The 21,605-nt window shown below is 67.9% G+C and carries 21 protein-coding genes; 17 read left to right on the plus strand and 4 right to left on the minus strand.

The annotated features are described in order from the left end of the window. Positions 1-244 precede the first annotated feature (244 nt). From AB0B14_RS18310 to AB0B14_RS18355, 10 genes are all read left to right on the plus strand, one after another. Positions 245-754: a hypothetical protein gene (locus tag AB0B14_RS18310; RefSeq protein ID WP_357523099.1), complete on the plus strand. Its 510-nt coding sequence runs from the start codon at positions 245-247 to the stop codon at positions 752-754. Continuing rightward, positions 748-1,629 (plus strand): hypothetical protein, encoded by an 882-nt coding sequence (locus AB0B14_RS18315; protein ID WP_357523100.1) that lies wholly within the window; start codon positions 748-750, stop codon positions 1,627-1,629. Before AB0B14_RS18310 ends, AB0B14_RS18315 begins: the two co-directional genes overlap by 7 nt. Continuing rightward, positions 1,626-2,306, plus strand: coding sequence for an SAF domain-containing protein (locus tag AB0B14_RS18320; protein ID WP_357523101.1), 681 nt, complete (start codon positions 1,626-1,628; stop codon positions 2,304-2,306). Before AB0B14_RS18315 ends, AB0B14_RS18320 begins: the two co-directional genes overlap by 4 nt. A 1-nt stretch (position 2,307) precedes the next feature. Further along, complete coding sequence (locus AB0B14_RS18325) at positions 2,308-3,114, plus strand: ParA family protein (RefSeq protein WP_357523102.1); 807 nt, start codon at positions 2,308-2,310, stop codon at positions 3,112-3,114. 202 nt (positions 3,115-3,316) lie between these two features. After that, on the plus strand, positions 3,317-4,633 hold the full coding sequence (locus AB0B14_RS18330; RefSeq protein WP_357523103.1) for an ATPase, T2SS/T4P/T4SS family: 1,317 nt from the start codon (positions 3,317-3,319) through the stop codon (positions 4,631-4,633). Continuing rightward, positions 4,630-5,535, plus strand: coding sequence for a type II secretion system F family protein (locus AB0B14_RS18335; RefSeq protein ID WP_357523104.1), 906 nt, complete (start codon positions 4,630-4,632; stop codon positions 5,533-5,535). Before AB0B14_RS18330 ends, AB0B14_RS18335 begins: the two co-directional genes overlap by 4 nt. Beyond that, positions 5,532-6,389 (plus strand): type II secretion system F family protein, encoded by an 858-nt coding sequence (locus tag AB0B14_RS18340; RefSeq protein WP_357523105.1) that lies wholly within the window; start codon positions 5,532-5,534, stop codon positions 6,387-6,389. Before AB0B14_RS18335 ends, AB0B14_RS18340 begins: the two co-directional genes overlap by 4 nt. 32 nt (positions 6,390-6,421) lie before the next feature. Further along, positions 6,422-6,622: a hypothetical protein gene (locus AB0B14_RS18345; RefSeq protein ID WP_355595894.1), complete on the plus strand. Its 201-nt coding sequence runs from the start codon at positions 6,422-6,424 to the stop codon at positions 6,620-6,622. Positions 6,623-6,705: 83 nt separating this feature from the next. Beyond that, the gene (locus AB0B14_RS18350) at positions 6,706-7,047 is read left to right on the plus strand and encodes a TadE/TadG family type IV pilus assembly protein (RefSeq protein WP_357523106.1); all 342 of its coding nucleotides are present in this window, start codon (positions 6,706-6,708) and stop codon (positions 7,045-7,047) included. Further along, complete coding sequence (locus tag AB0B14_RS18355) at positions 7,044-7,517, plus strand: TadE family protein (RefSeq protein WP_357523107.1); 474 nt, start codon at positions 7,044-7,046, stop codon at positions 7,515-7,517. The genes AB0B14_RS18350 and AB0B14_RS18355 overlap by 4 nt, the downstream gene beginning before the upstream one ends. 148 nt (positions 7,518-7,665) lie before the next feature. On the opposite strand, the gene AB0B14_RS18360 is transcribed toward AB0B14_RS18355, so the two are convergent. The 4 genes from AB0B14_RS18360 to AB0B14_RS18375 all read right to left on the minus strand — a co-directional run bounded on the left by AB0B14_RS18360 (position 7,666) and on the right by AB0B14_RS18375 (position 11,925). Then, entirely contained in the window at positions 7,666-8,463 is a 798-nt protein-coding gene (locus AB0B14_RS18360; RefSeq protein ID WP_357079578.1) for a class I SAM-dependent methyltransferase, read from the minus strand. A 294-nt stretch (positions 8,464-8,757) separates the two neighbouring features. Further along, positions 8,758-10,425, minus strand: coding sequence for a hypothetical protein (locus tag AB0B14_RS18365; protein ID WP_357523108.1), 1,668 nt, complete (start codon positions 10,423-10,425; stop codon positions 8,758-8,760). A gap of 71 nt (positions 10,426-10,496) precedes the next feature. Next, positions 10,497-10,835, minus strand: coding sequence for a helix-turn-helix transcriptional regulator (locus AB0B14_RS18370; protein WP_357079573.1), 339 nt, complete (start codon positions 10,833-10,835; stop codon positions 10,497-10,499). Between the two features lie 4 nt (positions 10,836-10,839). Then, on the minus strand, positions 10,840-11,925 hold the full coding sequence (locus AB0B14_RS18375) for a tyrosine-type recombinase/integrase (RefSeq protein ID WP_357523109.1): 1,086 nt from the start codon (positions 11,923-11,925) through the stop codon (positions 10,840-10,842). A 159-nt stretch (positions 11,926-12,084) separates the two neighbouring features. Between AB0B14_RS18375 and AB0B14_RS18380 the strand changes: the two genes are divergently transcribed. From AB0B14_RS18380 to AB0B14_RS18410, 7 genes are all read left to right on the plus strand, one after another. Beyond that, positions 12,085-12,522, plus strand: coding sequence for a TadE/TadG family type IV pilus assembly protein (locus AB0B14_RS18380; protein ID WP_357523110.1), 438 nt, complete (start codon positions 12,085-12,087; stop codon positions 12,520-12,522). 20 nt (positions 12,523-12,542) lie between these two features. Then, on the plus strand, positions 12,543-15,974 hold the full coding sequence (locus AB0B14_RS18385) for a LysM peptidoglycan-binding domain-containing protein (protein WP_357523111.1): 3,432 nt from the start codon (positions 12,543-12,545) through the stop codon (positions 15,972-15,974). Positions 15,975-16,034: 60 nt separating this feature from the next. Beyond that, a complete protein-coding gene (locus AB0B14_RS18390) occupies positions 16,035-16,451 on the plus strand; it encodes a hypothetical protein (protein ID WP_357079561.1) in 417 nt (138 codons plus the stop codon). A 74-nt stretch (positions 16,452-16,525) separates the two neighbouring features. Further along, positions 16,526-17,818, plus strand: a complete 1,293-nt coding sequence (locus AB0B14_RS18395) for a hypothetical protein (RefSeq protein WP_357523112.1) — start codon at positions 16,526-16,528, stop codon at positions 17,816-17,818. Between the two features lie 200 nt (positions 17,819-18,018). Continuing rightward, complete coding sequence (locus AB0B14_RS18400) at positions 18,019-19,452, plus strand: hypothetical protein (RefSeq protein ID WP_357523113.1); 1,434 nt, start codon at positions 18,019-18,021, stop codon at positions 19,450-19,452. 10 nt (positions 19,453-19,462) lie between these two features. Further along, on the plus strand, positions 19,463-20,707 hold the full coding sequence (gene mycP, locus AB0B14_RS18405) for a type VII secretion-associated serine protease mycosin (RefSeq protein WP_357523114.1): 1,245 nt from the start codon (positions 19,463-19,465) through the stop codon (positions 20,705-20,707). Between the two features lie 332 nt (positions 20,708-21,039). Continuing rightward, positions 21,040-21,597, plus strand: coding sequence for a hypothetical protein (locus AB0B14_RS18410; RefSeq protein WP_357523115.1), 558 nt, complete (start codon positions 21,040-21,042; stop codon positions 21,595-21,597). The last annotated feature ends 8 nt before the right edge of the window (positions 21,598-21,605 follow it).

The following is a 21,605-nucleotide window of genomic DNA, read 5'->3' on the forward strand; positions in this document are numbered from 1 at the left end:
CGGGGCTGCAGTGTCATCTCCCGCTGCCAGAGTGCTCCTGAACAGCGGCTGCAGCGCCGTCACACCTGCCGCGCCTGCCCACGCGCTGGCCCAGTCATCTCGAGCCGGCCCGCGACAGAGCCTGCCTTGCAGCCGGCGGTATGGCCATGCGCTGGACACATAGTCAAAGGGGGATGCGCCGTTGCGCCAGATACAACTGATCACGAGCCGCGCCGCCACTGCAGCTGCGATAGGTGCCCTCGCCGTGAACCTGGCCGCGTGCACCTCGGACGATGACGCTGCCACACCGAGCGCAGGACCGGTCAGCTCACAACCGGCTCCCAGCATCGACGCGGAGGACGCCCGTGCAAGTGCGTCCACGCTTGCCGCTTACCGGAACTACGTCCAGGCCTACGTCACAGCGTCGAATAAGGGCGACTACAACGCAAAACTCGACAGCTTTGTGGCGGATCCCGCGCTACTGACTGTGCGCCAGGACCTGCTGATCAAGTTCCAGCAAGGACTCGTCACAACTGGTGAACCCACCTCGACGCCCAAGGTGAGCAAGGTCGACACGAGCCGACGGCCCTTCACCGCCGAGGTCGAAGATTGCTTCGACACCGGCAAATGGGACGTCGTCTCCAAGAAGACCGGCAAGTCGGTGCGGAGCGCGGGACAGACCACAAGGTACGTGGTGATCGCGAAGTCGGAGCTGTTCGAGGACGGTCAGTGGCGTATCCGAGAGGTCAGCGCCCAACGGGAGAGGCCATGTTGATCCGAAGGGCGCTTCTGGTTGCGGCCCTGGCGATCGGCGGCAGCCTCTTGGCGCCGGGCGCTGCGTATGCGGACTACGAGCACTGCGACGCGTTGGGCAACTGCTACTGGGTGGTCGAGAATCCCGGCACTGGTGGCGGCGGAAACGGCGGCGGGGACAGCAACAGCGGTGGTGGCGCCGGTCGGGGCTGCACCTACGAGGGTCAGACCGTGCCGTGTGTGGTCGATGGGCTCGGGGTGTGGGACGGGTCGTGCTACGTCAACCGGATCCCCCCACCGCCGGGCGGCCGAACCGACGGCTACTGGAGCATCCGGACGTGCGGCGTCTACGGCGGTGTCGCGTCGCAGACGCCGGCGACCTGGTCGGCGGATCCGCCCGCGGGAATTCTGCCTTCGTACCAGGAGCTCGCTCAACGAGCCATCGCCCAGATGGACCTCGACGGTCCGAACATCGGGATCGCCCCGCAGACCAACGGGGCCGGCCTGGTCGGACTGCCGATCTGGCTCTGGAACACGTTAAGTCCCAGCACCTGGGGCCCGATCACGCGGACAGCGGCAGTGCCGGGACGGTCAGTCACCGCCACCGCGAGGGCGCAAAAGATCGTCTGGAGCATGGGCGACGGCAATTCGGTCACCTGCACCACGCCGGGCACCCCCTATCAGCCCTCATACGGCAACAGGAAGTCGCCGGACTGCGGTTATGACGGCTACTCGCAACCGAGCAGCAATCAGGCCGGAGGCCGATACGCCGTCACGGCCACTACCTCGTGGCTGGTCACGTGGAGTGGTGGGGGTGGGACCACCGGCTCCCAGACCGTCGACCTGTCCTCGACCGCCACGATCGACATCGACGAACTGCAGGTGATCACGTCATGACCAGTGCATCGATGAAGTCCTCCCGCTCTGCCCCGCCGGTCGCTGCTCCCTACGCCGTTCCCCGCGTCGCACCGCAACGCCGCTGGCGGCCCGCACTCGTCTGGTTGGCGGTGGCGCTTATCGCTGCCGGTGGGCTGATCGCCGCCGCGGTACTACGCAAGGTCGGCACCACCGCCGAGTACCTGGCAGTGAGCAGCGCGGTCGAGGTTGGCTCGACTATCGATCGGTCCGATCTCAGCACGGTACGCATCACCGTCGACCCGGCACTCAAACCGATCAGGGCCGGCGCCGCTGACGAGGTCATCGGCATGTACGCGGCGGTCGGGCTGGTACCTGGCACCTTGCTGACCAGGGCGCAGCTCACCGAGACGGCCGTGCCGGGGCAGGGTGAGCAGTTAGTGGGACTCAGCCTGCCGCAGGAGCGCATGCCCGCCGAGAGGGTGAAACCGGGAGCTCGGGTGCTGCTCGTCGTAACCCCGGACGACGGTCCAGCCTCGGGCCAGCAGCAGACGATGGCAGCGCCGATCAGCATCATGGCGACCGTGGTGGACGTGCGTGCCGGGATCAAGGAAGGCACAACGCTCCTCAACGTCGCTGTCCCCGATCGTGATGGACCGCTCATCGCTTCCCGTGCGGCCGCCGGCCAAATCGTCGTCGCCCTGACTCCGGGGAGTTGATGTGGCCATCATCGCGATGGTTTCGGCCAAGGGTTCGCCCGGCGTCACCACCACCGCACTGGCTTGCGCCCTGTCCTGGCAGGGACGCACCGTGTTGGCCGAGTGCGACCCGGCTGGCGGCAGTGTCCTGAGCGGCTATCTGTCGAGACTTGAGATCCCGCCCATCGGCCTCCTGCCGCTGGCCGCGGCGGCCCTCCGCGACCAGCTCGCCGACACGTTCCCTCATCAGCTCGTCGACCTCGATGCCAGGGACCCGGGTCAGCGGCTCGTCCTGCCAGGCATCAACGACACGGTCCAGGCGGGAACCATCCAACCGACCTGGGAGCCAATCACCGCGTTCTTCGGCCAGCTGGAGCACCGTGAACCCAGCTACGACGTCATCGCCGACTGCGGCCGACTCGCCACCAGTGCACCGCCGTGGCCGCTGCTGCTCCGCGCTGACCTGCTACTCCTCGTGGTACGCGCGACGAACCTGCGGACCATCGCGCCGGCCGCGGGCGCGGCAGAGATGCTCCGCCGGGAATTGACTCAGTACGGCCAGGGGGCCGGAACGCTCGCCCTGGCCGTGATTGGCGACGGTCCCTACAGCCGCCGGGACATCGAACAGCGCCTGCAGCTAACCACCGCGATCGAGCTCCCCGACGACCGGCGCACCGCCGAGGTGTTGAGCGACGGCGGCGGCCGACTACGAGGCAGCGAGCGGTTGCTCCGGGCCGCCGCCAGTGCGGAGCCGGCAGTACGCGATGCGATCGCACGGCGGCGGGCTCACCTGGCGCCCACGTCAACGAGGGGGAGTAGCCGTGCCTGAGGAGCGCCAATCCAGCGGTCCGACGTGGCCGGCAGCCGTCGACCGCGTAGCCACAAACGGCCGGCGCTGGCCCACGAACGGCACCGCCGCCTTCAGACCGGCTCCCGAACCGCCCGCCGTTGCGACACACCAAACTGCGCCTCCCAGCATCGACTACGCGGCGGTACGACTGCTGCGCGCCCGGGTCAGCGCGGAACTGACCGTGGCACTCAGGGAAACGCCTAACGTCTCCACTGCCCACCGGCACGCCGAAGCGGAGCGCATCGCCGCTCGGCTGGTACGCGAGCATGTCGACGCTCTGCACCAGGCCGGACAACCGATCCCGCAGGCCGAAGAAGACGCCCTGCTCGACGCGGTCGCGGCCGACATGTTCGGCCTCGGCCGTCTCCAGCAGCTGCTCGATCGTCCGGACATCGTCAACATCCACATCCTGGGCTGTGACAACGTGCGGATCGAGCACACCGACGGCCGGATCACGGTAGGCGAGCCCGTCGCCGAGACCGACAAGGAACTCATCGACATGTTCCAGGTCCTGGCGATGCGCGCCGGAGCGACCGAGCGCTCACTGTCGTCGACCAAACCGTGGCTGGACATGCAGCTGCCCGACGGTAGTCGCCTCACCGTGCTCATGCAGGTGTCGGTGCGCCCCTACGCGGCCATCCGCCGGCACACGCTGATGGACGTCAGCCTGGAGGATCTCCGCGACAAGTACGGCGCCATCGACGACCTGATCTGCCAGTTTCTCAAAGCGGCCATGGCCGCCGGCCTCAACATCATGGTCGCCGGACTGGCCGATGCCGGCAAGACAACCCTGCTACGTGGTCTGGCCCGTGAGATCCCCGACCGGGAGCAGTTCGTCACTCTCGAGGAGTCCCGCGAGCTCGGTCTGCACACCACCGGACGACACCGATGGGCGATGAGTCTCGAGTCGCGCGAGGGCCACGGATCACGCGGCACCGACGGTCGACCTGCGGGTGAGGTCACGATCATGGACATGATCCCGCTGACCCTCCGGATGTCCGTGCAGCGAATCATCGTCGGTGAGGTCCGATCCCGGGAGATCGTGCCGATGCTGCAGGCCATGGCTACCAGCAAGGGCTCCCTCTGCACCATCCACGCTCGGCACCCGCGAGCCGTGATGGACCGCGTCATCGAGCTGGCGCTACAGCACGGACCCGAGATGACCGCCGAACTGGCACGGCGGATGGCCGGTGGGGCCATCGACCTCATCGTGTACGTCAATGTCGAGGACGAGACCAAGCTCGGCGGCCGGAAACACCGCTACGTCTCAGAAGTCCTTGAGGTGGGCGGGATGAGTGGTGATCAACTCGTGACTACCCAGGTCTTCGGCCCGGCCTCGGACGGACGAGCCGTACCCCGGCATCTGCCGGAGCGGTTGCTCGAACCCCTGCTGCGTGTCGGATACGACCCACGCCACCTGACCGCCTACATCCAGCAGGGGGAGCACAACCACGGCGCATGGACGGCCGGCCTTGACACCCTGAAGAGGCGGCCATGAGCCTGCTCGACCTCGCCGCTGTGCTTGCCGGCATGCTGGCTGTGGCAGGCGCGGTGCTCGGTGTTTTCGGCGTCATGGGTACCACCCGTCCGCCCCGACCTTCATCGGCCCTTGAGCAGCAGGCACGCCGCTGGTGGACCGGTTCCGGGCGCACGCGCCGGGGACACCGCGCCCACCAGATCAGGGTGAGTACGGCGATCGGCGCTGGTGCCCTGACCTGGCTGCTGACCGGCTGGCCGGCCGCCGGGATGATCATCGGCATTGCCGTCCCCGGGATACCGTGGCTGTTCGCTGCGGGTCGCGCCGAGAAGCAGGCGATCGCCCGGCTGGAGGCCGTGGAAGCCTGGACTCGCCGGTTGGCCGACATCGTCGCCCGTGGAATCGGTCTGCAGCAGGCCGTCGTCGCCACCGCCGCGACGGCGCCGCAGCGCATCGAGCAGGAGGTCCGCGACCTGGCGGCGCGTCTGCAGGGCAGTGCCGACCCCATCGCCGCCCTACAGCAGATGGCTGACGACCTCGACGACTACACCGCCGACCAGGTCATCGCCCCGCTCATGCTTCACGTCACCGACCGCGGCGAGGGTCTGCACGAGGTGCTGACCGGGATCTGCCGGTCCATCGCCGCCGAGATCGAGATGCGTTCGACGGTGGATGCGAAACGCGAGGGACCTCGCTTCGCCGTTCGGTTTCTCACTGGCATGACCATCCTGCTGCTGGGCTACGGGGTGATCAACCCGCACTATCTGCAGCCGTACGGCAGCATGCTCGGGCAGATCGTGCTGCTCTTCCTCGCCGGCCTATACGTCGTGCTGATGACCTCGGTTCGCAAGCTCAGCCTGCCGCCCAAGCGGGAACGGCTACTGCCACCGGTCGAGGTGCAGACTCTGGCGGCGACAGGATGAACAACGGCTATGTCACTGCCATGGTCCTCGCCGGCGCGATGGCTGGGTTCGGGGTATTTCTGCTGGTCGTACAGCTGATTCCGGCTCCACCGGCGCTCGGTCCCGCGCTTCGGCGGCTTCATCCGCTGAGCGCCGCGAGCACCATCCCGGCCGGCGTCAGCTGGCTCCGGCGGCGGTTCACGGTGCCGTACGGCGACCTGCGGTTGCTGGACCGCAGCACCGACCAGTACTTCCTCACCCTGGGGCTGTCGGCACTGTTCTGCCTGGTCCTGCCCGCCCTGATCACCGTCGTCGTTGCGGTGCTGTCTCTGCCAATCCCGGTGTTCATCCCCGTGGGCGCGACGGTCGTCGCGGCCTTGGCCGGCGCAGTACTGGCCCACCGAGAGGTCGTGTCCAAGGCCGCGGTCGCACGGGCGGAGTTCACCCGGGCCATGTGTACCTACCTCGACCTCGCGGCACATCAGGTCCTTGGAGGGCATGGGCCGGTGGAGTCGCTGGATCGTGCGGCCAGCGTCTGCCACGGCTGGGTCTTCGCCCGCATCCGGGAAGCTCTGCTCAGCGCCCAACTGCAACTGCGACCGCCGTGGGACGAACTGAAAGTCCTCTCCCGCGACATCGAGGTCATCGAGCTGGGTGACCTGGCGGACATCATGCGCACCGCCGGCAGCGAAGGTGCCAACGTCCACCAGACGCTCCGCGCCCGCGCCGACTCGATGCGAGACCGGATCCGCACCGAGGCTCTCGCCCAGGCGGAGCTGCGTACCAACAAGCTCGACATCCCCGCTGCCGCGCTGATCCTCGTGCTCCTCGTACTCATCGGCTACCCGTTCATGGCCCGACTGTTCGTCCGCTGATCCCGGCACAACCCTCTAGGAAGGAACCCGCCATGCTCACCATTCACGGCGTCGTCGCCTACCTGACGACTCGCTGGCAGGACTTGACCGATCCGACCCAAGCTGACCGCGGCGACAGCCCAGTCGGTACCGCCGTCATCACCGCGATCCTCGTCGCCGGCGCCGTGGTCGTCGCCGGTGCGATCGTCGCCGTCGCCAACGGCTGGGTGGCCCTCATCCCGACCCAGCCGTGACCCGGGAGCAGCCCACCGTCTGCCCGTGCCCGTCCGGACGCGGGCAGACAGATCCCTTGCTCAGCGATCGTGGCAGCTCGCCGGTGGAGTTCGCCATCATCGCGCTGCCGATGATCCTGCTGACCTTCGCCGTCATTCAGACCGGGCTGATCTTCTTTGCGCAGTCCATCGCGCTGGGTGCGGCGACCCAGGGGGTCAACGCCGCCCGGGGCTACCAGTCCTCGGCGGCAGCGGGAGAGTCGCGGGCCACCAACTTCCTGTCATCAGCGGGAACGGGCCTGGAGAGCCAGCAGGTCACCGTTGTCCGCACCGCGACCGAGGTGCAAGTCACCGTTACCGGCCAGGCGATCACGGTGTTGCCGGGGCTCAGCTGGACCATCAGCAAGTCCGCCCATGGACCTGTCGAACGGCCGACCACGCCATGAGCACCTGGTGGATCCGCGATCAGCGCGGCTCGGCGAGCATCGAGATGGCGGTGGTGGCACCGGCCATCCTGGCGTTGTTCGCCGGCGCCGTCATCGGCGGTCGGGTAAACCTCGCCCGCCAGGCGCTCGAGGCGGCGGCCTACGACGCCGCCCGTACGGCGTCCCTGGCCCGTAGCGGCAGCGAGGCGAACGCGCAGGCGCTGGCCGCTGCCAACTCCACCCTCGACGCCCAAGGGCTGAGCTGCACCGACGTGGACGTCGTCGTTTCCACCGTAGGCTTCGGTGTTCCTGTTGGCCAACCCGCCACCGTTACCGCCACAGTTAGCTGCACCGCTACCTTCTCCGACGTTGCGCTGCCCGGGATGCCCGGCACCGTGCCGCTGGCCGCTTCCTTCACCAGCCCGCTGGACACGTACCGGAGCAGAGCTCTCGGGTTCACGAATTCTGAAGCCCCGATTGGCGGGAACTGACGTGTCCACCTTCAGTCTGGCCGTCATCGGATGCTTCGGTTCGCGAACTGGCGTCTCGACTTGGGATGTGCGTCGAGCCTGGAAGGGCTCCGTCAGTTCGCTGTCCGCTGGGGATGAGGGGCGAGCAGAGATCGGGAGCCGGGCCGAGTCACGGTGTCTTGTGCGCGATCGCGAGCCGGGTTCTGAATTGCCTGGTGATCTGTCCGTTGTAGACGTCGTCGATGAGGTGGGTGATGCAGGCGAACAGGTCGGTGCGTGCCTGCGGTTCCATGGCTCGGTGGCCGGAGTAGGTCATGAGCAGGTTGAGGTACTCGGGGGCCGTATAGGTCTGTTGCCACGGGTAGCGGCGGAATTCGACTGGTCCGAAGCGTTCCGATCGGTCGAACTCTGCTGCCTCTTCGGGGGTCTCGTCATCGGTCGTCAGGCGCATGCCGGGCGGTGTTGTGGGGTCGAAGCGCTCGTAGCATCGTTGCGCGTCGGCGAAGAAGGCGTTCGTCCCGCCGGCGATGTGGTGGGTCGAGACGATGCCGAGGGCTCCGCCGGGACGCAGCAGGTCGGCTGCCTTGATCATGCGCACGTCGGGGTCGAGCCAGTGGAACGCGGTCGCGGAGAGCACCGCGTCGAAAGGTCCGTTCGAGGGTTGCCAGTCCTCGAACGCCGCCGTGATGACGGTGACGTTGGGGAACTGTGCGAGATTGCGGCGGGCGACGGCGGCCATGTCGGGGCTGAGGTCCATCGCGACGACGGTGCATCCGAGCTGGGCCAGGGGCAGTGTCGCTTGGCCGGTGCCGCATCCGATCTCCAGCACCCGAGCGTGCGGGCCGAGACCGGCGAGCGTGGCGAGATCGGTGAACAGCGGGGGTGGATAGCCGGGACGGCATCGGTCGTAGAGTTCGGCGTCCTGGCCGAATGTGGTGCGCAGCATTTCTCGGTTGGTGTCGGTCATGGTGGCTGGTCATCCCTTCAGGTCGTGCAGGTTGGGGTGATCGAGCACCCCCGGCAGGAACGGGCTCGGCTGCGACGCTCAGGCGAGGTCAGGTGGCGTCTGCGAGATGAGCCTGAGTACGTCGAACACCGCCGTGCGGTTAACGGTTTCGGGAGAGTGCCGCAACGGCAAGGCCGTGACCGGGCTATCGCCGGGCCGGTGGGACAGCTCTTTGTCGGGGATGGGGTCCACGGGCACGTGCGGCATTTTCCCAGCGGGGGTCCGCCGTTGGCGACAGATTTCCGTCGTTACTGGTCAGAATTGATCGTTGCCGTCGAGGTCCGGGTGGCTGAGGACGCTGGTGTAGCGGGTGCCAGCTTGGATGCTCAGGCCGAACAGGTCGGCCAGGCGTCGAACGTCGCCGCCGGTGGCGAGGGCCTCGTCGAGGATGCGGTCTTCGCGGATGGCGGCGATCGACAGGTCGGGGCCGATGGTCAGCCAGATCCAGCGTTTGCTGCATTCCTCGGTGCGGCGGCCGGTGTGTTTGGTGAGGAACAGGTGCGCGTTGGCGGTGTCGGGCCAGCGGTGTTGCCGTATGTCGAGGTAGGCGCGCAGCCGCTCGCGGACGGGTTCGGCCAGGATGATGACCCTGCCCTCGACGTGCAGCCGGCCGTCGCGGACGTCGGTCAGTTGCAGGCGTTGCAGTTGCCCGGCCCGCAGGCCGTGGAACGCGACGAGGGCGACCAGCGCGGCGCGGGCCGGATCGTCGGGCATCAACGCGGCGCGCAGCAGCTCGACGTTGACCGGCAGCGGTTGTTTGGCTTCGTGGTAGCCGATCTTGACGCGGGTGGTGGGGTCGGTGAACAGCACCTTGCGGGCCTTGAGCAGCCGGCAGATGGACTTGAGGCCCTGCCCTGCGGTGGAGCGCGCGTTCCCCGACGGCGGCAGGGCATCGAGTACATGCTCCCGGGTAATCTCCCGCAGCGAATTGTGGCCGGCGGCGGCCCAGACGCGCAGCATGGGCAACGCCCAGCGCAGGTGCAGCTTGATCGTGGTTTCGGAACGGGGTCGGCGCCGCGGCGGGGTGGGGCTGCCGTTCTTCATGATCTCGTACCAGAGGGTCAGTTCGGTGATCATCGTTTCTGGGAGGCCGTCGATCTGCTGGGTGAACCAGCGGTCCAGGGCTGGGGTGCGGTCCTCGACCAGGTCACCGCCCATGGCGAGGACCTTCATCACCGGCCAGATGGGCAGGTCGATGTCGCGCAGCAGGGTCACGTCGCTGGCGTTGATCGGCGCGTTCGGCCGGTCCTGGATGCCGAGCACGATCCGCAGGCCGTAGCAGGTGCCCTCCAGCAGCCTGGGGGTCCAGCCGAGCTCGGCGGCCATGTCATGGGCGAGCTTGTCCAGGGCGGCGGCGCGGGCGGGGTCCGCGCGCAGGTGCAATCCGGCGCGGCCGTGCGCCGCGAGGTCGCGGCGTATCCTGAACAGCACGAGTTGTTCGTGGTCGCCAGTGACCGCGAACTCCGACAGCGGCTGGGCGACCGGCTCGGGCTCAAGCCGGCGTTTGGCGCGGCCGTCTTGAAAGGTGTCGGCGATGAACAGTTGCTGTCCGTGGCGGTTGGCGCCGGTCAGGTCGAGTTTTTCGTCGGGAAGGCGCAGCATGCTGGCCTGCCTGTAGCACAACCGGCAGACCTCACGGCCCCAGAAGCCGACGTGCCGGGGCTGCGCGCATACGGTGCACGGCTTGACTGCAGGGTAGTTCTGGCACCAGGTCACGCAGGCGCGGCACAGCCAGTTGTGGTGCCGGGTCGCTCCCCACGCTTGGCATTCCCGGCACGAGTCGACGCCCGGGTCGCCGTCCTTGTGGCAGCGGTTGCACAACCCGCTGGTGTAATAGCCGATCCGGGAGCCGCAGCGCAGGCACGGCGGCGGGATAACCGGCCCGCCGGGCCAGCACGCGAAGCAGAACTCGACGGCGGCCATCGCCGCCGGAGCGCGTCGGCAAACGCTGCATTTGCGGCGCCGTCGAGCAATAGCGCCAGGCTTCCTGGGGGTCATGCCGGTGGCAGGGAACGGTTGCGGCCCAACCGGGGCGTCACCGTCGGCGGCGGGCTGTCGGGCGTCGGGTCGCCAGCCGTCCGGGCGGCGCGGGTCTGCGTGCGGCGGGCCTCGACCTGGTCGGGTTCGCGGACCAGCAGGTCGGCCGGGGTGCAGTCGAGGACGGTGCAGATCACGTCCAGGTCGTCGAGCCGGATCGTGGTCGGTGTCGTGGTCCACAACGCCGACATCTTGCCCGCGCTGATCTCGAGTCCGTACTCGGCGAGCCGTCGGCGCATCTCGGTGGACTTCCAGATGCCGCGCTCGGCAGCCTTCAGCCGTAGGTTCCAGCGCATCGGCTCACCCTCCGATCCCGGTCAGGCGGGCGGCGACCCGATGGTTGGCCTGTGCCCATGCCTGCTCGATGTGGCCATCATGAACGTGGATATACCGGGTCGTTGTGGACAGCCACGAGTGGCCGAGCAACTCCTGTACGGCTTTAAGGTCCACGCCTCGCGCGTACAGCGACGACGCGCAGAAGTGCCGCAACCCGTGCGGTGTCAACCGGCCCTGCCAGGTTGGCAGCCACCGGACGACCGCGTCGGCCAGGCCGGTGCGCAGCGCGTTGGCTCCTGCCCGCATGCATCGGCCGGTGTGCCGGTCGCGGCGCTCGCTGGGCAACAGCGGTGCGTCGGGGTCGGCCCAGTCGTCTCCGAACTGGTGCCGGACGTCGGTCAGCCACCAGGTCAGCAACTCGTCGACCGCGTTGATCGCCGGAACCAGCCGCGTTTTCGGCCCTCGGCCGCCGCTGCCCTTACCAAACCGCACGTGGAGTTTGCCAAGCTCGCCGACGTCTGGCCGCCAGTCCCGGATGTCGAGCATCGCGGTCTCGGTGATGCGCAACCCGGCCCGCCGCCACAGCGAAGCGGCCAGATAGTCCCGGGCCGCTGGCAGGAACTTCCGCGCGTGTGGCAAGGACTCCCGCCAGCCGGTGAACAGTTGCTCGACCTCCGCCTCGGCCGGCGGCACCCGCGGTACATAGTGGTACGGCTTGCTCGGCCGGTTGAACTCGTCGATCGGCTGGCTGACCAGGTACCCGGTCAGCGCGTGGATGTCGCCCTGGTAGCGCAGTTCCAGGAAGTCGAAGAACTGCCGCAGAAAACTCGCCTTGCTGAACAAGGTGCTCTGTGCCTGCCGCTGCTCAGCACGCAGCCACACCAGATAACGGTCGGCGTCGGCCGACTCCGCCGTCCAGACCGGACGACCGAGATAGCGGATGAAGTCGAACAGCGTGCTCCGCTGATGGGAGATGTGGTGATCGGTGATCCCCGCCGCCGCCATCGCGAGGGCGTACTGGTCTACCAACTCCTGCTCGAAGTCCTCGATCTCCTGCTGGCTGCCCAGCTGCCGCGGCGATCGGATCGAGCGAACCACCGCCAGCCCCACGCCTGCACCTCAGTTCACCGGAGGACCGAATGCCTCAAAGATCGAAGCGATCCTTCAGGAATCTCGACCAAACGTCAACATCGATGGAGGATCGGGAAAACCCATGACGGCCAGGTCAGCAGTTCAGGTACGCGGGGAAAGTCGGAAAGAACCCAAGAGTTGGCTGACACGGCAGTGATCACTCTCAGGCGCCGGCTCGGCAACGACGACGGTCGGATCACCATCTGGTTCGCCGTACTCGCGCCGGCTTTCCTCGCCTTGATCGGCCTGGTTGTCGACGGTGGTGCCAAGGTGCGCGCGTACCAACGGGCGGACAACATAGCCGCTGAGGCTGCCCGGGCTGGTGGACAGGCGATCAACGTGGGGCAGGCCATCGACGGCGGTGCCAAGGAGATCGACGCCTCGATGGCCTCCACCGCCATTGAGGCGTACCTCGGCGATCTCGACGGAGTCACGGGCACCGTCATCGTGGACGACGCCCAGCAGCTGACCGTCACCGTCAACGTCACCTACAACCCGATCCTGCTGGATCTGTTTGGTGGGGGTGCGGGCACGACGGTGACCGGCCGGGCCACCGCGACCCTCATCGCTCAATGACAGACCAGGAAGGAGTAGCCGTGGCGCGGACCGCACCGGCGATCGGTCGGGGTAGGCAGGCGCTCGACGGCCTCGGCGCCCTCGCCGTGGTCGCGCTGATCGTCACCCTGCCGGTTCTTCTCGTCTGGGCCGCCGGCAATCCGCTGCCCGGTTTGAGGGCATGGTTCACCGGCCTGGTCGAAGATCCGAGCGCAGCCGCCTCCCAGGTCTGGCACACCATCAGCAGCCGGGACGATGGAGACCTTTTCCTGCAGACGCTGGCGCTCATCGGTTGGGTCGCCGTCATGCTGGCCGCCTGGACCTGGGTCACCTTTCTGATCGCCCTGGTCGTGGAGACCATTGCCCAACTGCGTGGGCGCCGGCGCGGTCGGGTCCCGCGCAACACCGCTCGCATCCCCGGCATGCGACTGCAGCAGCGTGCCGCGGCCGCGCTGGTCGCCGCAATCCTCGGTGCGCTCGGCGCCCCGGCTTTGGCATCGGCATCAGTGCCTGCCGCCATCGCCAGCCCTCCTTCGGTCGCGCCCGAGCATGCGAGCCCGGAGCAGGTCGCACCTCGCACGGCCGTACCGGTAAATGGCCCGGACGCCACCGGTTACCTTGAGCATTCGGTGGAGCGCGGGGAGAGCCTGCTCGACATCGCAGAGGGGTACAACGTCTCCTGGCAACGCTTAGCTGAGGCCAACCACGGCCTTGCGCAACCCGACGGGCGAAGCCTCCAGCCAGGCAACACGCGGGTGTACGCCGGCTGGAAGCTGCGGATCCCGGTGGACCTCTCCCGGGCAGCGACTACCACGACGAATACGACGCTGGCAGCAACGGCCGCGCCGTTGGTCTATGAGGTGGCACGCGACGACTGGTTAGCCGGTGTCGCTCAACGTTTTCTCGGTGATCCCGACCGCTACACCGAGATCGCAGCCATGAACCCGGATCTCGAACGACGCGACCACCGCTTCCCGAATCACATCGAGCGCGGCTGGCGGGTCGCCCTGCCCGGCGACGCCCGCGATCGTGGCCCTGTCGACCACGCCGAGGGTCAGCTCGTGGCCGCCGACCGTGACCAACGGGCTCCGAGCGCACCGGAAGTCGACGATCAGCCAACCCCGCCTCCCCCATTGGACAGTGGGGGGAATTCCGGCGCAGCAGCTCCGTGGCCGGAGTCCTCAGCGGCTCCTGCCGCTACGCCAACCGCCTCGGTCAGCCCATCCACGACGCCCGTACCGTCGACCACAGCCGGAGTCACTGCGGACCCTTCCGCGCCGCCCGACCAGCCCAGCGACCCGGCCGACGACGGCGACGTCGACGAGGCGATCGTCCTGGGATCGTTGGCCGGCGCAGGATTGCTCTCCGCACTGCTGCTCGCCACCGTGTTGCGTCGCCGGCGCCGCCAACGCCAGCACCGTCGACCTCGCCGCCGGCTGCCGCATCCTCAGGGTGGTGCCACGGAGCGCGCCCTGAGGGTGGCTGAGCAACCCGCGGACGTCGACCGGCTTGACCTCGCCCTACGCAGCCTCGCCGCAGCGCTGGCGGAGCGGGAACAGCCTTTGCCGGATATTGCCGCCGCTTGGATTGTCGACCGCGAGGTTACGGTCGTGCTCAGCGAGCCCGGCTCCCCACCGCCCGCACCGTGGCTTGCCGATCGCAGGGACTGGACCCTGCCTGGTGACGCGGTCATTTCGCCCGTTGACGAGCAGCTTTCCCCGCTGCCCACTCTCGTCGCCATCGCATCGCAGCCCGGTCGACACTTCCTGATCGACCTCGAACGTCTGGGCAGCCTCACCATCGCCGGTGACAGGGAACGCGCCCTCGCCCTGCTGCGCTACCTCGCTTGCGAGTTGGCCTGCAATGCTTGGTCCGACGAGGTCGAGGTCATCGTTGCCGGCTTCCCGGCGCCGGAGACCGAACTGCTCGTCGCGCTTAACCCCGACCGGGTGCGAGCGGTCTCGTCGGTCGGTGAGGCTGCCACGCGGATTCGGCGGCGTGCCGCAGCAGTGGGGGCTGCCCTCAGTGCAAGCGGTTCAGCCGACACGTTCGCCGGTCGCATATTCGACGTTGGCGAAGCCTGGGCACCCCAGGTGCTGCTTGTCGCCGATCCGCACGCGAACGATGTCGGCGTGCTCGATGAGCTGGGGAAGGAGTTGCGGGAGCTTGGGCGGTCTGCTGTCGCAGTGGTCAGCACGACGACGTCCCGCGACGCCGCAGGCCCGAACACCGCCGTGATTGACGAGGGCGGCCAACTGCGCCTCGCCCTGCCGTTCCTCCTTGTCGAGGGCGTCGCAGCAGGATTGCCCGTACGAGAATTGGAACCGCTCGTCGAGATCATGACGCAGGCGCGGGCCGCCATGGACGAGCCGACCCCGCCGGCTACTGAGCAGGAGTCGTGGGCGGAAGATACCGACGCCGCCGGCTCAGTGCTGGACCTCATTACTGCGAGCCAACCGGCCACACCGACGGCGCCCACGGCCGACGATGCAGTGATCGGCGCCGGTGACACGTCGACGGCGGCGGACCCCATCGTCGCGGTGCCCCGCATCGAGCATGCCCGTACGATCGCCGCGGCCCCACCGCGCGAGGTCGCCGCAGCGATTCGCCAGCGCCGCCGCCAAGCCGACCCGCAGCTCGATGCGGACTTACGAGCCTGGCGAGAGCGGGACAGGTTGCGTCCCCGGATCAGCGTCCTCGGGGCGGTCGCAGTCGAAGCGCCCGGCCCGGTGCCCGACCAGCGTCGCCGCTTCCACGCGGAACTCATCGTCTACCTTGCTCAGCGCGGTGCCCGCGGAGCATCCGCCGAGCAGCTCACCGATGCGCTGTGGCCCGATCAGCAGGTCAAGGACGCCAGCCGGCGGGTGGCCATCACCCGCGCCCGCCGGTGGCTGGGGGAGACCACCGACGGGACCGCCTGGCTGCCTGAGATGGGATCCGACCGGCTCTATCGGTTGGCGCCGGGTTACCTGCTGGACTGGCACCTGTTCCGCCGGCTGCGCAGCCGTGGCGAGAGCCGTGGTCCTGCTGGTGTGAAGGACCTACGAGCCGCGTTGGAGCTCGTTCAGGGTGTCCCTCTGGACGGAGCCGACCGGGCGTACGCCACCGGCACTCGCAACCCCTTCACCTGGCTACCCGAGTCCGACATCTATCCGGGGCACATCACCTCCGCTGTCGTCGACACCGCCCACGAACTTGCGAAGCTCCACCTGGACGCGGGCGACCCCACGGGTGCGCGGTGGGCCGTACAGCGAGCATGGCTGGCCGATCCGGAGCGCGGTGACGACGGGCCCTGGCACGACATCATGCGAGCCGCGCACGCGGAGGGACATTCCGCTGAGCTGCGCAACCTGCTGGGTGAGCTGATGCGCGCGCGAGAAGCCGAGGTGCCCGAAGACCTGGCGCCGGTCACCTACGCCCTACTGCGCGAACTCCTGCCAGATTTGTTATCAGCGAGCAGCGGGACCGGATAGACCGACCAGTACGCATCGGACGGATTTTGCCTGACCGCGGCACGTCAAATCACGATTGGAATGAACCTGATGCTGACCTCGAACCAAGATCACGGCACTAACTATGCCGAGGCAGCCCGAGAGATAGCAGCTCGACTTGCACTTGGTAACGATGACATCGCCGCCGCGGGAGCTATCCAGCTGGCGATCGAGGCGTGGAAGTGCCTGGCCGGTACGGACCTTGCTTGGGATCACTATGGCCTGGAGCTGCTTGACGTCCGAGCGAGGCTCTACTCGGATCACGATGACGTGGTTGTCGACGCTGGGGCGCCGGTCCGGGATGACGCTGAGACTCGCCTCGCCGTGTCGGCGCTGCTGGAGCAACTCGCGCGGTACCACGATCGTCTGGCCGCCGATGATCGCGACGACCTGGCTCGACGGCTCAGCCATGACGCTGGCGCCCAACAGCTGCGACGCGCGGTCGCGGCCCTGGTATGACCGTCGGCCGGTGGTACAACGAGGCATACCAGGCCTTAGGTACCGCGTCTACCGCGATGGGCCGGAGCCACACCATGGCTGCGGCCGATATCAATGCCGCCGTGATTGCCAGGTCTGCCATCTACACCCAGTTAGCTCGCGTGACGGCGTTGCTGGTTGGTGGCCGCCCGGTCGTGGAGGCGCCCGATCGAGCCCGTGCCGCGGCCATTCTGGCTAGATATGGGCAGAAATTGACCCAGCTCTACGTTGGGCTTCAAGCCGCTGCGATCGTTGACCGGCAGTTCCCGGCCTCCCCTGTCACCAGGGTCGCCGGACCGGCGCGTTCGCTGCGTCGGGCTGTCGATGCAGTCGGCGTGATCGGTGACATCCTCGCTAGTCACGTTCCGCCGGGGCAGACACCTCGCACTCCGGAGGGGCTCGCGGTTCGAGCTGGCGGTGGCGTCCAATCCGGTCTTGCCGATGTCGCGAGGCTCACCTCGGCCATGATCATGGTCGACACTGCGCTGCCGGGTTGGCTTGACCAGGGGCGAGGCCATCTGACAGAGATCTACCGGCCGGCGGCGGAAGCCGCCAGATGGACCACCAGTAGCCGCTTGAGCGCGGTCGCCGGCGAACTGATGGCCTCGGGCCGTGGGCATCCCCGGCTGCACGGGCTCGATGTTGCTCGGCCTCCGTTGAATCCCGCACCGGTCGTCAGCACCGCAGATGACGCGGTCGCAGCCGTCAGTGCAGCGCGAACCTGGATGTGGCAAAACCCGAGCGAGTTGACGAGTGTCCACCTGCAGCTCGGGACTCAACTCGGCTTGGCGGTGCATGCCCTGTCCAGCAGCGGCGACCCGACGATGATTGGCGGCTGGCGTCAGGCGGCCATTGCGGCTGCTGACCTGCGTGCCACCCCTCCGGTCGGCGCAGCACGCGACACTGCCGCCGAACTGACAGAGGTCCTGCGCTGGCTTCGATCCTTCGGCAAGGGCGACCACGGCGGGCCGGGCGGGCGGCAGCTCGAGCAGTTGTCACGCCTCAACTCGGAGCTCCCGATCATGGCGGCCACGCTTCACAAAGGACTCTCGGCTGCTCTGCAGCGCCGTGATCTGTTCGTCAAGGACGACGGGGTGCTGCAGCGTCCTTCCGGCTCTTTCGTCTTCCGCGCCGCGGAGCGCTGGCGTCCCGCCAGAAGGGGAGACGACGTCGTGCGGGATCTCGTCTCTGCTCTTGTGCAGGGGCAGGACGCCGACAGTAGGAGCGAACATCGAAGCCCTTCATCCCGCGCTTTTCCGATCCCGCCGCGGCCCAGGACGCCGGTGGCTGGGTCGTACTGGTCCCGAGTCGACCCACCGTCCGGGCCGACCGCCCGCCGGTCACAGTGATCACGTGCTAACTAACCGTTCATATTCCACTGCTCAACGGATTGGTCTGACTACTGTAAGCTCGCGTGATCTCGGGGGAGGCGTTCAATGATGAAACTTGAGGCTGGCGCTCAGCGCCCAACGACCTGGATGCCTATCCACCTGTGTATGGCCGGGGAGGAGCGGTCATGACTGGGACATGGGAACGTTGCGTTCGCGAGGTGACGCTGGCGGCGGACTCGGAGACAGTCGGCGCCCTCAGCGTGGGGTGGAGCAACCTCTTCACCTCGCTGGGCTATCTGAGGGATGCGTTGGTCGGACGGTCCTTTGTTGGCCCGATCGCGCCAGGCACCGAGCGCCCACACACCGATGGTCTCCCCGGCATGCTCGCCGGCTGGCAGGGCAGCGGGGGAGACGCTTACCGGGAGCACCTGAGCGAGATCGGCAGGAGCATCGAGGATTTGATCACCAACGCGAGCAACGTCAGCGGAGCGTTGTCGCGGATCGAGGGCGACGTCCGTAAGGCGGTCGCGAGCATCCCGATCCCGCTTGGGGACGACTTTGGCATCAACGAGTGGAGCCTGCCCAACGGCGGAGAACTCGATGGTGCTCAGGACGGCGAGAGCGCCTCGGCCTTTCTTGCCGCGCTGCGCAAGGACTACCAAAGCGACCCGGCGTCGTACGCCGATGGCGCATTCCGTGAGAAGGCCGACGGCCTGGAGGCGACCATGAAGGCCGATGGCCAGGCCAACGACAAGAAGCGGGGCGGCTTCTGGGATACCAGTTCACACCTGAACAACTGGTACCGCGACAACCAGGAGGCGGCCAACAGCGCGGCCGCTCCGCTGAGCAAGGCGATAGAGGTCGAGCGGCCGCGACTCGTCGTTCCGGGGGCGAACGATGTCACCGGTCACGATGAATATCGACCTCGCACTCCCCCGGCCGGTTACACCCCCGCCGGTCTGGATAGCGGCTCCATTGCTGGCAGCTCCGGCTCAGGTCTCGGTGGCCGGTCCAATCTCGACAGCACGGGCATCAGTGGTAACGCCGCCTACGGCGGTAGCCACTCGGCTGCCGCGGTGCCGTCCACCGCCGGTAGCGGTAGCGACCACACCGGTGGCGGTCCAAGCTCGTACACCACACCCTCCTCGCGCACCAACGACCCCGGGTCCGAGCTCGACCTCGGCACAACCAGCCTGGCCGGTGCCGGTGGTCCAACCACCGCGGGCGGTGGCTACAGCGGTTCGGCGAGCCTGGGGCTTGGTATCCAGAGTCCGCTCGGCGGTGGAGGTGGGCTCGGGCTCGGCTCGGCGAGCGGGACCGGTGGGGGCGGCTTTGGTGCCGGAGGTAGCCCTGTCGTCGGCGGCGGCATCAGTGCGGGCGGGATCCCGGGCATGGTCGGCGGTGGCAACGGCAGGGTACCGCCGGTGACCAGTGCGGCCAGGGCGGTACGCAACGCGACCGGGGCCGGTCGTGATGGCGCCGGCGCGGGTGGCTCGCGAGGCAGCGCCGGCGGTTTGATCGGCGGCACCGGTGCCGCTGGGCGGGGCAGTGAGGCCGAACACGACGAATCCGGACCCGGCTCGTCGTGGTTGACTGAGGACGACGATCCGTGGCGTGCCGATGACACCGGTTCCCCGGGCATCCTGCGATGAGGACTGGCGGATGAGTGTGAATGTCGGCGTGCTCCGGCCTGTCGCGGCCGGCCTGCTGGCCGTGCTTCTGACGAATGCTGCCGTCCAGCCTGCCGTCGCCGCGCCCCAGCGGGCCGAACAGTGGTACCTGGACGAACTCCGCATCGACCAGGCTCACAAGCTTTCCACCGGCCGAGGGGTGACGGTCGCGGTGGTGGACAGTGGCGTCGACGCCACCCACCCGGACCTTCAGGGGCAGGTTCTTCCCGGTGGTCGGAGCTATGGCGCTTCCGGCGACGGCCGTGCCGATGAGGACGGCCATGGCACCCACATGGCCGGCATCATCGCAGCGACAAACGCCGCCACCGACGGTGTGGACGGGATTGCCCCGGACGCCAAGATCCTGCCGATCAAAATCCAAAAGGGTAACGGTCCGTCTAGCGACCAGGCGCAGGCCCAGGGCATCCGGATGGCGGTCGACGGCGGTGCCACGGTGATCAACCTGTCCGTCGGAGGGCCGGGCGCCGCCTCCCCGGAGGAGGAACAAGCCATCGCGTACGCCCTCGAACGCAATGTCGTCGTGGTGGCCTCCGCCGGCAACACCGCCAAGGGAGAGAGCGCAGTCATCTCACCGGCCAACATCCCAGGCGTGATAGCCGTAACGGGTACGACCCGTGGCGGAGCGTTCTGGCCCGGGTCGGTCCGAGGGCCGGAGGCCGTGGTGGCAGCACCCGGTGATGGCATCCTCAACATTGGGCCAGACCATGGATACGGGTGGGGGGACGGCACCTCCGACTCCGCCGCGATCGTCTCCGGCATCGCGGCACTGATCCGCTCGAAGTATCCGGACCTGGACGCGGCGAACGTCATCAACAGGATCATCCGAACCGCGCGGGATGCCGGACCGGCGGGCCGGGATCCGCAGTTTGGCTTCGGTCGGATCGATCCGGTGGCCGCGTTGACGGCGGACGTGCCGGCGGTCTCCGTGAACCCGTTGCTCGGTCCGGCGTCCGCCCCGACCAGCGGCGCCGCCCAAGCAGCCGAGGATGACACCTTCGACGTGACCAAGTACGGCGATCAGGGCGGCCCCACCGACCAGCAGGTCCTCGTGATCGCCGCCGGAATCGGCCTGGTACTGGTGGTCCTGCTGGTGTTGGCGATCTTTCTGATCTGGAATCGTCGCCGTCGTACCCGAGAGGCCGCTGTCCAGGCAGATGCGAGCGACGAACTGCTCGACGAGGTGTCCTCTGGTGGCTACCCGCGGCAGCTCCGTTGATCCGTTAGGAGCGGGCGAACGTCACGTAGGACTGAACGACTGCCGGAAAGGACCGATCCGATGACCCTCGGGTCACGAAAGCCCTCAAGTCCCGACGTGCCCGCTCCCGGCCCTGATGTGGATGTCTACTCGCCGGATCGATCCGTTCGCATCGCCGCATCACGTCAGGGTGATGTCGCGGTCGAGGTAGACAACCTGCACCGCCACACGGATGACTCACTGGCCAGGCAAGTGCGGGCGGCGGCCAGGATCGCGCTGGCCGCACTGCAACCGTCGCCACGCGACGGGGAGCCTTCCGTGTACGAGCGAGGGCCTGGTCAATGAGCGGTCTGATGAGCAGGAAGAAGCTGGCCGTCGTGGCCGGCGCCGTGATCCTGGCTCTAGGGTTGCTCGGCGGTTGGCGGTGGTGGCCGTTCGGCGACGACGAGGTAGTTCCCTCGTGCAGTGACCTGGCCGCAGCCCTACCAGATGTCGTCGAAGGGTCGTGGACCCTGACGCGTACGGAGCCGAAGCGTGAGGCTGATAGATCGCGGGTCCGCTGCGAGCTCGACTTCACGTCTGCTGATCGGTCGTATCAGGGCAGGGTCGTGCTGAGCGTCATCGAGAGCAATGACGAGGCCTTCCTCCGCAGCACGGCCACGACCGGCCCGTGCGACGGCGATCAGGTCCCGAACCCGAGCGCGGCACGATACGAGGTGGCGCGCGCCTGCTCGACAAAGATCAACGACAAGGTTTACGCAGGCGTCTTCCTAGCCTCCGACAAGCGTTACGCCCATATCCTCGCGGACTTCAGCAACGCCGGTTCTACGGTCGAGCAGCTCGTCACGTACGCCAACACCAGCGCCCAGCGCATCACCGATCGGGCGATGACGCTGAAGGCCACGGATTAGGGGGACGC

This window comes from Micromonospora sp. NPDC049171 (assembly GCF_040648275.1).
Classification (GTDB): Bacteria; Actinomycetota; Actinomycetes; order Mycobacteriales; family Micromonosporaceae; genus Micromonospora.